The organism is Dubosiella muris, from assembly GCF_004793885.1.
Classification (GTDB): Bacteria; Bacillota_I; Bacilli_A; order Erysipelotrichales; family Erysipelotrichaceae; genus Dubosiella; species Dubosiella muris.
On the sequence record NZ_SRYG01000039.1, the window covers coordinates 1 to 11,587 of the forward strand.

Consider the following 11,587-nt stretch of genomic DNA (forward strand, 5'->3'; position numbering starts at 1 on the left):
GTACACTTTAAAATGTATCCTCTAAGACTGCCATTTCTTAACTAAATGACATTGACCTTGGATGGTCTTTTTTTACGGTTAGGACAACCAGTACCACGCGACCATCGCGAGCAGGGGGATCCAAATTGCCATATCCAGATACAGCGGCCGGAACAGGAGCACGATAAAAATCCCGTCGAAAAACAAAGCGATCCAAAGCATCGTTTGGGTTGGCAGGAAAAACAAGCCGATGTTCGGGCAAAGACAAAGAGCCATGCACAGCGCCTGCACGTAGGGCAGGACGGTGAAGGTGAGCGGAAGAGGGCGAAGTGATTTGAAAAACCATTTCTGCCATCGAAAAGAGGCGTAGGAAGCCGAAACCGGATCTTTGAATGTGCCCATCCATTCCCGGTTGTCAAAGACGATCAAGTCGCGGGATTTCATGGCGGATCGTGGCGGTTCCTCGTCCCAGAGCGAAACAGGAATGTGTCGTTTTTGCAGCGCGCTGGTCAAAGCGCCAAAATCGGAAAACGTGCTTAAAGAGCGCTGGATAAACCACGTTGGCCGATTTAAAAACATAAAATACTCCTTTTTTTGTATTGTATAGAGAAAAAGGCGCAACCACAAAGCGGTGGAAAATCTGGCTGAAAAACCGGCGCGCTTGACGAAAAGGGGAAAAGGAGTATACTTTAGTTAGATATGACTAACTAAAAGAAAGGAGATCACCATGCGCTCAACGATTCAAAAACGCCAGGAGAGAATTGCCAAAATTATGCGCATTCTCCAAAAAATTGGAACTGTATAAATTAAAAAAGTCCGTCATCGGACTTTTTGTTTACGATTTTTTCTGGATTGGAATCCAAATCTGGCTGTGGTAGTTTGGCGAAGCGGGATCCCCCATGGAGTACCATTCCACGCTCAAATCGCCAATGAGCGACAATTCAGGGTGCCGGGGCAGCCATTCGGTGAAGATTTGCTCGTTCACTGCTTGCAGCGCGCCGGGCAGCGGCCCGTAGCAGTCAAAGATCGCCCAGGTGTAGGCGGGAATCGTCTTGCGCGACAGTTCCTGGGTGTCGCCTCCTTCGCGATATTTGCCGGCAATCATGTATTCGATTGTTTCGCCTTTGTCAAAACAGAGGCCGAATTCGCCGATGTTGTTGGTCCAAACCGCTTTTTCAAAGTCGGTTTGCGGCCCGTTTTCCATCAAACGGGCGCAACGCTGCGAAAAGCGGCTCCACATCGCGGGAATTTCCGTGTACGATTGCTTCGCGTCCGCGACCGGCTCGCAAAGGCCGATGACGGTAAACGATGGAATGGTTTTCGTTGTGTAGTTCATTGTGTCTCCTCCTTGGACGCTGATTCGGATTTGAAGGCGAAGAAACAGACGCGGGCGCGCTTTATGCTGGCGGACTTCCAGCGCGGTGGCGTTGTGAAACCGTTTGAACGCGCGGCTGAAGCTTTCTGCCGAGTCGTAGCCCGCTTCCAGCGCGACATCCAGGATTTTCTGGTCGGGCTCGTTCCACAAGGTTTGCCCGGCGCAAGCCAGACGGCGGCTGCGAAGATATTCGATGGGCGAGTAGCCGGCCACGATGGAAAACCCTTTGCGCAGATGGGCCGCGGAGTAGGGCAGGCCCGCGTAGATTTGGCTTTCCTCCAGCGGCGTTTGCAGATGGTTTTCCATCACGTCGATCATAGACTGTAAACATTCGATCCAATTCATACGATTCAGCTCCTTACGCTTGTATCATACGGGACGGAACATTGTTTTTCTTGATCGTTTTGCGCCGAATCAATCAAGCGGACTTCGTACAAATCGGCGCGGCGCTGCTTCCATAGCGGCATGCGGGCGCGAATGGCGTCGATCCGGCTTTCCTCCAGCTCGGCGCAGACGACTGGCCGGCTTTTTTCGCAGCGCGCCACGACTTGTCCAAACGGGTCGACAATCATGGAATGGCCGTAGCTTTGAAAGCCGCGGTACGCGTAGTCGGGCGCGCAGGCAATAACAAAGATCTCGTTTTCAATAGCGCGCGCTTTGAGAAGGGCGTCCCAGTGCCGGCGCCCCACTTTGTCGTTGAAGGCGGCGGGCACGAAAAGGAAGCGCACCCCTTGCAACGCGAGCAGCCGGGTGAGTTCGGGAAAGCGGATGTCGTAGCAGACGACAAGACCGCAAGGGACGCCGTCGATCTCGAAGCGAACGAGCTTGTTTCCGGGCGCGAAGACGTCTTGCTCGAAATAGTCGTGACGCGCGTGGACTTCCAGCAGATGGATTTTGTCGCCCTGGGCGATTTCGTTTCCGTCGCGGTCGTAGACGAAGCACGTGTTGTAAAAGCGGCCTGCTTGTTCGTGGCAAATCGTGCCGCCTACAACATACGCGTGGTGGGTGCGGGCCAGCGCGCTAAGCGCTTTTCGGGCCTTTTGCTCGTATGGGCGGGCCTCGATGATTTTCTCGTTGTCAAACGGAGTCAGCCACAGCTCGGGTAGGATGAGGACGTCGGCCGGCTCGATGGCGAGCGTTGACAGCCGGTCGATGTTGTCCTGGATCGTGGCGCTTGTTTGAAACTGGATCAAGGAGACTTTCATAGCCAGACTCGCTCGGATAGAAACGTGTAAATGCCGGCTTCTTTCACGGAAGGGCAGTGGTTTTCGACGCGGGCCAGAACGCGGGGGTCGCCATCGGCCATCGCACCGGCCAAAGCGGCGTGTTCGAGCATTTCCAAGTCGTTGAGGGCGTCGCCAAACGCCATATAGGCGCCGGGTTCGAATCCGAAGTGGCGCATGAGCACTTTGATGCCTTCGTATTTGCTTAGATCGTCCCGCATGATGTCGACGGAGAGCGTGTTGTACAGCACTTGCACGTGGGGCACCGCCTCGTAGGCGGGTCTTCGGGTCTGGGTGTCGGCAATCGCGAGCGAAACGATGCAAAACTCGTCTTCGGGCTGCAAGTCCCGTTTTGGAATGTCGACAAGGGACACGGCGTCAAGAAGCGCGCGGGTGTCGGGGTCGTCGCGGGTCGTGAAGACGCAGTTGCCGGCGACCAGCAAGCCAAAGCCGTCTTGGGCGGCGAGCTGGAAAAGCTGTCTGGCGCTGTCGGCGGGAATGACGTTTTGGTACAAAGGTTGGCGATCCCGGTCGTAGACGTAAGATCCGTTGCCGCAAACGTAGCCGTCCCACGCGATGGCGTCGTCGATGCCCAGATTGCGCAGCAGGGGCATCGCGCGTCCGGAGCAGAGGCAGATTTTGATTCCCTGGCGCTGCAACGCGCGCAGCATTTCCATGTGGAGGGCGGGAATTTGTTTTGTTTCATGGTCGTAGAGCGTTCCGTCAATGTCGAAGAACGCCGCTTGAATGGTTGTTTTTTTCATACTTCTATCATACGCGATGCGGTGGAAATTGCGAATCTTTTTTTGTAATGGTATAACATCATGTTCTTTAAACGGATTTGTCTAGATACCGTATTGGAACGTCTATATTAATGTCTAGATTTATCTTATAATTGCCTAGACAAATTGGAAATCGTTTTCTATAATAAAGACGATCAACAAAAGACAAACGAGGCAAGTTTGAGAAAAGAGGAGCAGTATGGCAATGATTCAATTACAGCCCGCGTTCAAGGACTACTTGTGGGGTGGGACGAAGCTGAAGGAAAACTACAACAAGCAGACGGATCTGGATATCGTGGCGGAAAGCTGGGAGCTTTCGGTTCACAAGGATGGAGCGAGCGTCGTGGCGGATGGTCCGTACAAAGGATTGACGTTTCCGGAGTACTTGGAGAAAAAAGGAAAAAGCGTGTTGGGAACGGATTGTGAAAAGTTCGACCGGTTTCCGATTTTGATTAAATTTATCGACGCGTTGCAGCCGCTTTCGATCCAGGTGCACCCGGACAACGAGTACGCCTTGCGGGTGGAAGGCGAGTATGGCAAAACGGAAATGTGGTATATTTTGGATTGCGAACCGGATTCGTTTTTGTATTTTGGCGTCAACAAGGCGATTTCGAAAGAAGAGTTCCGCGAGCGTATTGAAAACAACACGCTGCTGGAGGTGTTGAAAGTCGTTCCGGTGCACAAAGGCGACGTGTTCTTTATCAAGGCGGGCACGATTCACGCGATTGGCGCAGGCATTCAAATTTGTGAGATCCAGCAAAACTCGAACACGACGTACCGCGTGTATGACTTTGGCCGGGTAGGAAAAGACGGCAAGCCGCGCGAGCTGCATATCGACAAGGCGATCGACGTTTCCAATTTGACACCGATCGAATCCGATTTCAAACCGTGCGGACCGCGAATCGAAGATGGTGAAGCGGAAACGGTCATGCTAGCGACATGTGAGTATTTCACGACGTTTGAAACGACCGTTCACGGCAAGGTGACGATCGACGTGGATGAAAGTTCCTTTGGCTCGATCATCGTGGTGGAAGGCGAATGCGTCATTCGAAACGAGGGCGACACGATCCACGCGAAAAAAGGCGACTCGATTTTTGTGGACGCCGGAAGCGGCGCTGTCGAAATCGAGGGAAACTGCCAGTATATTTACACGTGCGAATAGAGAAGAGCGATCTTCTCTTTTTTTCTTGGTGAAAAGCCAAAAGTGAGAATAAAATCCAAATAAAGATATTATTTATCGGGTGTGGAAAATCAAAGGAAGTTATGGTATAACATTATTAGATACATAGGAGATCAAGTTTATGAAGACAAAACCTTTGACGAAAAAAGAAGAAGAAATTATGCGTGTGTTCTGGGAGCAGCCTGGGCCGCTAGGTCTAGTCAGCTTGTCGAGGGTCCTTCCAGAATATAATCTGAACACGATGCAGGTCGTATTGCGCAAGCTGAAAAACACAGGCTTTATCAAACCGGTTGGCGTGGAAGACAATGGAAAGACCGGTACGCGCACGTACGCGGTTTGTATGGGAGAAACCGACTACATGGCTTTGCTGGTGGATGACAACCAAATTATTCCGCTGGCCGCGAAACTGATCCAGTCCATTCCTTCCAAAAGGGATCTGGACGAGTTGATGGAGCTGATTTTGGAAAAAGAGCGCGAGCTTGAAAACTAGGGAAAGAGGAAAGAACGATGAAGAAATGGATGACGAGTGTGATGGTGGCGATGGTCCTGGCGGGCGCGCCCATGACGAGCATGCCGGTTTTGGCAAACGACGCGCAGGTCGAGCCGCAAGCCGATGTGATGGAGTGGCGTTATAAATTCGAAAACGGAGTATACTACAAGCGCCTTTACAATTTGTCAAGACAAAGATGGGAAGGGCCTTGGATCCCGATGAACTAAGAAGAGAGCCGGAATGGCTTTCTTTTTTTGCGACGCCGGTTTCATCATTGGCTTTCCTTTCTGTATCTTTATGACCCGTTGTACTTTTCTTTATTGTACAAATTAAAGGTTTGAATGCCAATAATTAAAATATTATAAACAACGGACAAATTATTCGATTGTGTCGAATGATAAAATCAGTTATTCTGATAACAGGTGAAACTATGCTAACAAAGAAAGAGAAAGAAATGATGAAAGTGTTTTGGGCGCACAAAGAGCCATTGAATAAAGATCGTCTGGCCGCCTTGCTTCCGGAGTACAATCGCAACACGATGCAATCCGTCATCCGGCGGTTGTGCGATAAGAAGTATTTGGAAGTAGCCGGATTTGAAATCAATGACAATTTGATCTCGCGCACATTTATCGCTTGCCAGGACGAGTCGGATTGCCTGGCTGACAGCGTTCCGGAAAATAAAAGAGTGTCGCTCGTTAAGAAACTCATCGACACCGGTCTTTCGAAGGAAGAATTGAACGTGTTAAAAGAAGCGATTGAGAAGGCGAAAGCGGCGTTGGGAGAAAACGTATGAGCTTTTCCTTGTCAACGGTTTTATACGCTTCGGTATGGGGAGGCATCTTCTCACTATGTCTTCTGGCTTTGCTCAACCAGAAAAAAGCGTACGCCCTGATGCGGCCGGGTTTGCTCGTCGCGTTTCTGGCGGTCATCGTTTTACGGTTTTTGCTGCCGGTGGAGTTTTTCTTTACCCAAACGATTCCCCTGACTTTTTTCCTGCCGGATTTATACACGTTTTTAAGAGCGGATCTTCTTCTGGAACAAAGCGTGCTGGAATGGCTTGTCGTTTTCTGGATCGCGGGCGTGGCGGTCATCGGCTGGATCAAAATGTGCCGGTACCGAAGAGGGGCGCGCTGTCTGGAACAAATACGAAACCGGAGCGAAGAGGAAACGTTGTCCAAAGACGACAGGCGCAACTTCGCGGGGCAGGATCTTCAAATCGTGCGGTCGCCATGGATCCAGTCGCCATTTACGGCGGGGCTGAAAGAAGCGCGGATTTATTTGCCGGCCCGGACGTACGAGGACGAGGATCTGGACTGGATCCTTCGGCATGAAAGCGCGCATATCCGGCACCGGGATTTGTGGAAAAACATCGGACTGATGGGATTGACGACGCTGTTTTGGTGGTATGTGCCGGTGTATGTGCTGCCCAAAGTGCTGACGCTGCTGGAGGAAATGGGAGCGGACCACGCGGTCCTGGAGCAATGCGGAGCGGTGGAAAAGATTCGATACGCGAAGTTTTTAGTGAAGGAATCGGAAAAGCCGCAGCAGCGGATGATGAAAACGATGCCGGTGTCGTCGTTTTCGACGCAGTCGGGATGGATGATGGGAAAACGGCTGAGCTACATGCTGCATGAAAAGAAGAACATGGGACTGGACATGGTACTGATCGGGTTCTTCTCAATGCTTATTTTCTTCGGCTTTTTCTTCGTGCTGGAGCCGGATTATTCGAATAGCGAGCAAACGCAGGAAATGATGGAAGGAACGTTTGGCGCGGACGATTTGCAGGAAGCGAAAACGATCACGGTACAACCCGACGGGACAGTCGAATTCGTTTTGAAAGATGGAAGCCAGCTCGTGATGCCGTCTTTGGCGTTCGCCCGGCAGATTTGTCCGGATTTGAAAATCGAATAAACGAAAAGAATGCGAATCGGAAGGTTCGTATTTTTTTTTGCGTCGAAAATGTGAAATTATTTATATTATTCATTCGATGAAAATGTTATTATGTAAATAAGCAGGAAATAGGATAGAAGTAAAAATGTATGAAAGGAGGAAGGGATGAAAACGCGAAAGCTCAATGTGGAAAACCTTTGTAAAGAGTTTGGCGGCAAAGCGGTTTTATCCGATTTGGCATTTGATTTATACAGTCATGAAATCGTCGGCCTCGTGGCGCCGAAAGGAGCCGGAAAAACGACTTTGCTGAAGTGCGTCGGTTTAATGATGAAACCCGACGCGGCACTCATCGACATTTGCGGAATCAACGCGTTGCAGGAACCGGATCGGGCGGTTGGTAAAATCGCGCTGCTGGCGGAAGACCCCGAAGTGTTCGAAACGATGACGGGCAAGGAAAATCTGGAAGTGTTTGGCATGCTCATGCAAGCCGACCGCCAGCAAATGAAGGAAGCCAGAGCGTACACCCGGTTAGGCTACCATTTGTGGAAAAAAGTCAAGACGTACTCGACAGGAATGAAGCAGCGGCTGGGCCTGGGAATCGCCTTGATGAAAAACCCCGAAGTGATTTTACTGGACGAGCCGACGAACGGGTTGGAACCGGCCGAGGCAGCGGCGCTTTGGCAGGAACTGGAAGCGCTGAGGCAGGAAGGCGTGTCGATTTTGGTCGCCTCGCAAGATGTCGATGAATTACAAGGCTTCGCCAACCGGATCTTCTTCTTAATAGACGGAAAAATCGTGGAAAGTCTGGCGGAAGGCGCGCAAACGGAAAGCAACCCCCGGCTTATAAAAAATCCGACATGAAGTCGGTTTTTTTATAGCCTTCTTAATTTCCAAATCCCCACGCGGTCATCATTTCATCCAGTACGATTTGCTTGTCCCATCCAGTCGAGCGCTCGTTTGAGTTGGGATCCAAAACGCTGTACTGGCCGTCTTGCTCGCCAGTCAACACGATAAAGTGCCCCGTTTGGGTGAAGTGGCCGGGCACCATCGAAGCGATCACGGGTTTTCCGGACTGAAGCGCCTCGTCAATCGACGGTTCGACCGGAAACAAGCCTTCCATCGAAACATGGAAGTGGCTGGCCGCGTCTTCAAAAAGCGAATGCGACGTGCCGACACCATCGACATAGTGTCCGTTCGATTCGGAAAAACGGGCGACGGAAACCGGCGTAATGGCAGGATCCTGTTTTAAAAAGGAAAAAACCATCGCCAGACAAGTCGGGGCGCATCCCGCCGTTTTTATGTCCGAAGTGCCGTAGCGCTCGTCTTTCCAGCGCTCGTCGAACTGGAGCAAATGGGGAATTGTACGCAAGTCCTCTTCCAGCAAAACGGTTTGGGATTCTCGCACCAGCAAGCCGATGCCAAGTCCGGTCAAAAGAAACAACAGGGCAAACGGGGCGAAAGGAAACGAGCGCTTTTTGACTTTTTTTACCATAGGGAACCTCCTGTGGACAGTGTATCTAAACGAGGTGAACTTTCCGAAAATAAATCCGGAATAAATTCTTAAGATTCAATAAAAAAGATGGATTTCTCCATCTTGACGGGCTATTTCCAATATCCCCACGCCGCGGCCGCCTCGCTGAGCACGATCGACTTGTCCCAAAGCTTCGTATTTTTGTTGGAGTTGGGGTCGAGAACGTTATACTGCCCGTTTTCCATCCCTTGAATCACGATGAAATGTCCGACGCGTGTAAAGTGGCCCGGATTGACGGATACGAGCAATATCTTTCCTTCCGCCAGCGCCTGGTCGAAGGCGGCTTCGTCGACCGGTACACCCTGGACTTGAACGCCATAGTTTTGGGCGGCCGCGTCCATCAGGGAGTGGGCGGTGCCGACGCCATCGACATAGTGTCCGTTGGTTTCGGAAAACTGCGCGATCGCGTAAGGCGTCAAAGACGGGTCCTGATTTAAATACGATAAAATCATCGACAGGCTCGTCGGGGCGCAGCCGGCAATGACTAAATTCGACGTTCCATAAGGCATGTAGCCCCAGCGTTCGTCCCATTGCAGCAAATGGGGAATTTTATCGAGCGACTCGGTCAAAGCCGCCGGCGGGGTCGTGTGGCCGTTGAGGACATGATACTGGTTCACAAACTGGAACCGGTCGTTGTCCCGGCTTAAAAAGACGAGATAGTCGTCGGGAAGGCCCGGGTCGTTGTACAAGTTCAAATACCGCAAGCCGTCGTTTTCCAGGTCGAGCGCCTCGGCCTCGTCGACGACTTCTTTTGTCAGGCGATCCTTTTGTTTTTCGGAAAGCCGGGTGTAGGCTGCCGCGTTGTCCGCGAGCGCCTCGGCTTTCAGGGCGTCAAACGCCTCCGTGTCCAGAGCGCGCGTGTTTTCCCAGGTGTTGAGTTGCTCAAGCGCCTCTTTGCGGCTTTCGAGAATGGCGGCCACGGTTTCGTGGCGGACTTGCTGGGTGTGCTTGTCCCACCAAAACCAGCCGCCCCATATTCCACCTAAAATGAGCAGGAGAATCACGACGACGATCGTCAAGTTTCTTGGATTGACTTTCCGTTTTCTTTGCATACAATTTCCTCCGATCCAATGCATTTCATGCGCTAATCGCGCATTTTGTTCCGGAATCCATTATAACGGCGAAACAATAAAAAAGAAACATCACCTAAAGAAAAGAATAGTGGCAAAAGAAAAACCACCTTGCGGTGGTTAGTCGGAAACGAGCACTTTTACGATTTCGCCAATGTACATGTCGTGAAAATCGTTGTTTGGGTAGTTGTCCTCGATGAGCCGTTTGTCCTTGAATCCTTCAGCGACGATAGGTGCCTGGTAAAGCGTTTTGCATACGAGCACGAGCTTCGCCTCCTGGAAATACGGGCCTTCTTTGAAAAACAGGGGATGGAGGCTCGTCTTTTTCACTTTGTCCTCGTCTTTGCCGGAATGGGTGCCAAGATAGGCCAAGTCGCGTTTGTGTTCGGGACCAAACGCGCACAAGGTAAAGTACTCGTTGGAGTCCATAAAGAGCTTGGTGTAGCGCTGCGGCCGCACATAGACGATGGCGGTCGGCATCCCGCCGCCATGGCCCCACAGCGAGCCAAGCTGTCCCCAGGAAACGGTCATCGTGTTCCAGCTTGTTTTTTCCGTGCCCGCGCCAAGCAGCATCCAGTCGTCGGCGAACAGCATGGAAGGGGACAAAGTCAGTTGTTTCGGGTCAATTTCATGCATAATCGTTTTCTCTTCCTTTCAAATGTTGTTATTTATATAGTAAAACATGTAAGTGCTTTCTGAAAAACTTTCTTTTTTTTGCTCGTTCGCTATAATAAACATACTGATTTTTGGAGGTAATGACGATGTTGAATATACAATCTGAAGCGAATCGCTGTTTACAATGCAAGATTCCTCGCTGCCGGACGGGATGTCCGATTTCGACGCCGATCCCGCAAGCGATCGCCTTGTTCAAACTAGGAAAGCTGCAAGAAGCGGCGCAAATGCTGTTTGACAACAATCCGCTCTCGCTCGTTTGCGCCATCGTGTGCGATCATGACAAGCAGTGCGAGGGCCACTGCGTCAAGGGCATTAAAGAAAGTCCTGTCGAATGGGGATCCATCGAGCGGTTTATTTCCGACACGTATTTGGAGCGGGTCCAAATCGAAAAGGCGCCATCTACCGGAAAAAGCGTGGCGGTCATTGGATCGGGACCGGCGGGCATGAGCGCCGCCATCGAGCTCATCCGGCGCGGCCATGAGGTGACGGTTTTTGAGGCTCAAAGCGAAATTGGCGGCATGCTGCGCTATGGCATTCCGGAATTCCGCCTGCCTAAAAGCATTTTGGACCGCTACGCGAAAAAAATGAAAGCGGCCGGAATCCGTTTCCGGCTCCATACGGCGGTCGGCAGCTCGATCACGATCGAGGACATGCTGCGCGACGGGTATCAGGCGGTATTGATTTCCAGCGGCTTATGGCGGGCGCAAGCGCTTCGCGTTCCTGGCGAAACGCTGCCAAACGTATGTTATGGAATCCATTATTTGGCTAGTCCCAAATCGTTTGAAATCGGCAACCGGCTGGCGGTTATCGGAACGGGCAACACGGCAATCGACGTGGCGCGCACCGCGCTCCATCAAGGCGTAAGCTATGTAACCTTGTACGCGCGACGGGCCCAAAGCAATGCGGACCCCAAAGAAAGGGAACTGGCTTTGCTGGAAGGCGCCGAGTTTAAAAGTCAAATGCAAATTTCACGCATTACAAAGGACGGCCCGATGTTTAAGGCGGTCCGGCTTGACGAACAAGGACAAATTGTGGAAATCGAGGAAACGGAACAACTGGAACCGGCAGATTTCACGATTATCGCGGCCAGTCAGGGACCAAAATCCAAATTGATCCATACGACGCCTGGTCTGGAAGGCAACGCGCGCGGCTTGTTGAAAGTCGATGAAAACAGCCGCACGACTGTTGAAGGGGTATTTGGCGCCGGCGATGTCGTCTATGGCGGCAAAACGGTCGTGGAAGCGGTCGCGGACGCGAAAAAAGCGGTTCAGGCGATCGACGAGTACTTAAAAACAAAAGAGTAGGCAAAAGGGAAGATCGCGGACGAAAGATCTTCCTTTTTTATGTAACTTATTCTTTAATTTTTGTAAAAAAAAGCGCATAAAAACCCTA

At 51.3% G+C, this 11,587-nt stretch carries 14 protein-coding genes; 7 read left to right on the forward strand and 7 right to left on the reverse strand.

Annotation, left to right across the window (positions count from 1 at the left end):
• Window positions 1–78: 78 nt before the first annotated feature.
• The 4 genes from E5336_RS11915 to E5336_RS11930 all read right to left on the reverse strand — a co-directional run bounded on the left by E5336_RS11915 (window position 79) and on the right by E5336_RS11930 (window position 3,341).
• Entirely contained in the window at window positions 79–558 is a 480-nt protein-coding gene (locus E5336_RS11915) for a hypothetical protein (RefSeq protein ID WP_135981326.1), read from the reverse strand.
• A gap of 256 nt (window positions 559–814) precedes the next feature.
• On the reverse strand, window positions 815–1,699 hold the full coding sequence (locus E5336_RS11920) for a GyrI-like domain-containing protein (RefSeq protein WP_135981327.1): 885 nt from the start codon (window positions 1,697–1,699) through the stop codon (window positions 815–817).
• 5 nt (window positions 1,700–1,704) lie between these two features.
• Window positions 1,705–2,559 (reverse strand): nitrilase-related carbon-nitrogen hydrolase, encoded by an 855-nt coding sequence (locus E5336_RS11925; protein ID WP_135981328.1) that lies wholly within the window; start codon window positions 2,557–2,559, stop codon window positions 1,705–1,707.
• Window positions 2,556–3,341, reverse strand: a complete 786-nt coding sequence (locus E5336_RS11930; RefSeq protein WP_135981329.1) for an HAD-IIB family hydrolase — start codon at window positions 3,339–3,341, stop codon at window positions 2,556–2,558. Before E5336_RS11930 ends, E5336_RS11925 begins: the two co-directional genes overlap by 4 nt.
• 217 nt (window positions 3,342–3,558) lie before the next feature.
• Between E5336_RS11930 and E5336_RS11935 the strand changes: the two genes are divergently transcribed.
• The 6 genes from E5336_RS11935 to E5336_RS11960 all read left to right on the forward strand — a co-directional run bounded on the left by E5336_RS11935 (window position 3,559) and on the right by E5336_RS11960 (window position 7,780).
• The gene (locus E5336_RS11935) at window positions 3,559–4,521 is read left to right on the forward strand and encodes a type I phosphomannose isomerase catalytic subunit (protein ID WP_135981330.1); all 963 of its coding nucleotides are present in this window, start codon (window positions 3,559–3,561) and stop codon (window positions 4,519–4,521) included.
• A 139-nt stretch (window positions 4,522–4,660) separates the two neighbouring features.
• Complete coding sequence (locus E5336_RS11940) at window positions 4,661–5,029, forward strand: BlaI/MecI/CopY family transcriptional regulator (protein ID WP_135981331.1); 369 nt, start codon at window positions 4,661–4,663, stop codon at window positions 5,027–5,029.
• A 17-nt stretch (window positions 5,030–5,046) separates the two neighbouring features.
• Window positions 5,047–5,256: a hypothetical protein gene (locus E5336_RS11945; RefSeq protein WP_135981332.1), complete on the forward strand. Its 210-nt coding sequence runs from the start codon at window positions 5,047–5,049 to the stop codon at window positions 5,254–5,256.
• Window positions 5,257–5,459: 203 nt separating this feature from the next.
• The gene (locus tag E5336_RS11950; protein WP_168353666.1) at window positions 5,460–5,822 is read left to right on the forward strand and encodes a BlaI/MecI/CopY family transcriptional regulator; all 363 of its coding nucleotides are present in this window, start codon (window positions 5,460–5,462) and stop codon (window positions 5,820–5,822) included.
• Window positions 5,819–6,940 (forward strand): M56 family metallopeptidase, encoded by a 1,122-nt coding sequence (locus E5336_RS11955; RefSeq protein WP_135981334.1) that lies wholly within the window; start codon window positions 5,819–5,821, stop codon window positions 6,938–6,940. The genes E5336_RS11950 and E5336_RS11955 overlap by 4 nt, the downstream gene beginning before the upstream one ends.
• A gap of 144 nt (window positions 6,941–7,084) precedes the next feature.
• Window positions 7,085–7,780, forward strand: a complete 696-nt coding sequence (locus E5336_RS11960) for an ABC transporter ATP-binding protein (protein WP_135981335.1) — start codon at window positions 7,085–7,087, stop codon at window positions 7,778–7,780.
• A gap of 22 nt (window positions 7,781–7,802) precedes the next feature.
• Here the strand turns inward: E5336_RS11960 and E5336_RS11965 are convergent, their stop codons facing one another.
• From E5336_RS11965 to E5336_RS11975, 3 genes are all read right to left on the reverse strand, one after another.
• Window positions 7,803–8,411 (reverse strand): C39 family peptidase, encoded by a 609-nt coding sequence (locus tag E5336_RS11965; RefSeq protein ID WP_135981336.1) that lies wholly within the window; start codon window positions 8,409–8,411, stop codon window positions 7,803–7,805.
• A gap of 110 nt (window positions 8,412–8,521) precedes the next feature.
• Window positions 8,522–9,502: a C39 family peptidase gene (locus E5336_RS11970; protein ID WP_168353667.1), complete on the reverse strand. Its 981-nt coding sequence runs from the start codon at window positions 9,500–9,502 to the stop codon at window positions 8,522–8,524.
• Window positions 9,503–9,640: 138 nt separating this feature from the next.
• Window positions 9,641–10,156 (reverse strand): flavin reductase family protein, encoded by a 516-nt coding sequence (locus tag E5336_RS11975; RefSeq protein ID WP_135981338.1) that lies wholly within the window; start codon window positions 10,154–10,156, stop codon window positions 9,641–9,643.
• A gap of 125 nt (window positions 10,157–10,281) precedes the next feature.
• Here E5336_RS11975 and E5336_RS11980 point away from each other — a divergent pair, with 125 nt between their 5' ends.
• The gene (locus tag E5336_RS11980) at window positions 10,282–11,499 is read left to right on the forward strand and encodes an NAD(P)-dependent oxidoreductase (protein WP_135981339.1); all 1,218 of its coding nucleotides are present in this window, start codon (window positions 10,282–10,284) and stop codon (window positions 11,497–11,499) included.
• The last annotated feature ends 88 nt before the right edge of the window (window positions 11,500–11,587 follow it).

What these genes read in the sequence shown, in the direction of transcription:
- E5336_RS11915 (WP_135981326.1), bottom strand. Translation starts at nt 558, where the DNA reads ATGTTTTTAAATCGGCCAACGTGGTTTATCCAGCGCTCTTTAAGCACG.
- E5336_RS11920 (WP_135981327.1), bottom strand. Translation starts at nt 1,699, where the DNA reads ATGAATTGGATCGAATGTTTACAGTCTATGATCGACGTGATGGAAAAC.
- E5336_RS11925 (WP_135981328.1), bottom strand. Translation starts at nt 2,559, where the DNA reads ATGAAAGTCTCCTTGATCCAGTTTCAAACAAGCGCCACGATCCAGGAC.
- E5336_RS11930 (WP_135981329.1), bottom strand. Translation starts at nt 3,341, where the DNA reads ATGAAAAAAACAACCATTCAAGCGGCGTTCTTCGACATTGACGGAACG.
- E5336_RS11935 (WP_135981330.1), top strand. Translation starts at nt 3,559, where the DNA reads ATGGCAATGATTCAATTACAGCCCGCGTTCAAGGACTACTTGTGGGGT.
- E5336_RS11940 (WP_135981331.1), top strand. Translation starts at nt 4,661, where the DNA reads ATGAAGACAAAACCTTTGACGAAAAAAGAAGAAGAAATTATGCGTGTG.
- E5336_RS11945 (WP_135981332.1), top strand. Translation starts at nt 5,047, where the DNA reads ATGAAGAAATGGATGACGAGTGTGATGGTGGCGATGGTCCTGGCGGGC.
- E5336_RS11950 (WP_168353666.1), top strand. Translation starts at nt 5,460, where the DNA reads ATGCTAACAAAGAAAGAGAAAGAAATGATGAAAGTGTTTTGGGCGCAC.
- E5336_RS11955 (WP_135981334.1), top strand. Translation starts at nt 5,819, where the DNA reads ATGAGCTTTTCCTTGTCAACGGTTTTATACGCTTCGGTATGGGGAGGC.
- E5336_RS11960 (WP_135981335.1), top strand. Translation starts at nt 7,085, where the DNA reads ATGAAAACGCGAAAGCTCAATGTGGAAAACCTTTGTAAAGAGTTTGGC.
- E5336_RS11965 (WP_135981336.1), bottom strand. Translation starts at nt 8,411, where the DNA reads ATGGTAAAAAAAGTCAAAAAGCGCTCGTTTCCTTTCGCCCCGTTTGCC.
- E5336_RS11970 (WP_168353667.1), bottom strand. Translation starts at nt 9,502, where the DNA reads ATGCAAAGAAAACGGAAAGTCAATCCAAGAAACTTGACGATCGTCGTC.
- E5336_RS11975 (WP_135981338.1), bottom strand. Translation starts at nt 10,156, where the DNA reads ATGCATGAAATTGACCCGAAACAACTGACTTTGTCCCCTTCCATGCTG.
- E5336_RS11980 (WP_135981339.1), top strand. Translation starts at nt 10,282, where the DNA reads ATGTTGAATATACAATCTGAAGCGAATCGCTGTTTACAATGCAAGATT.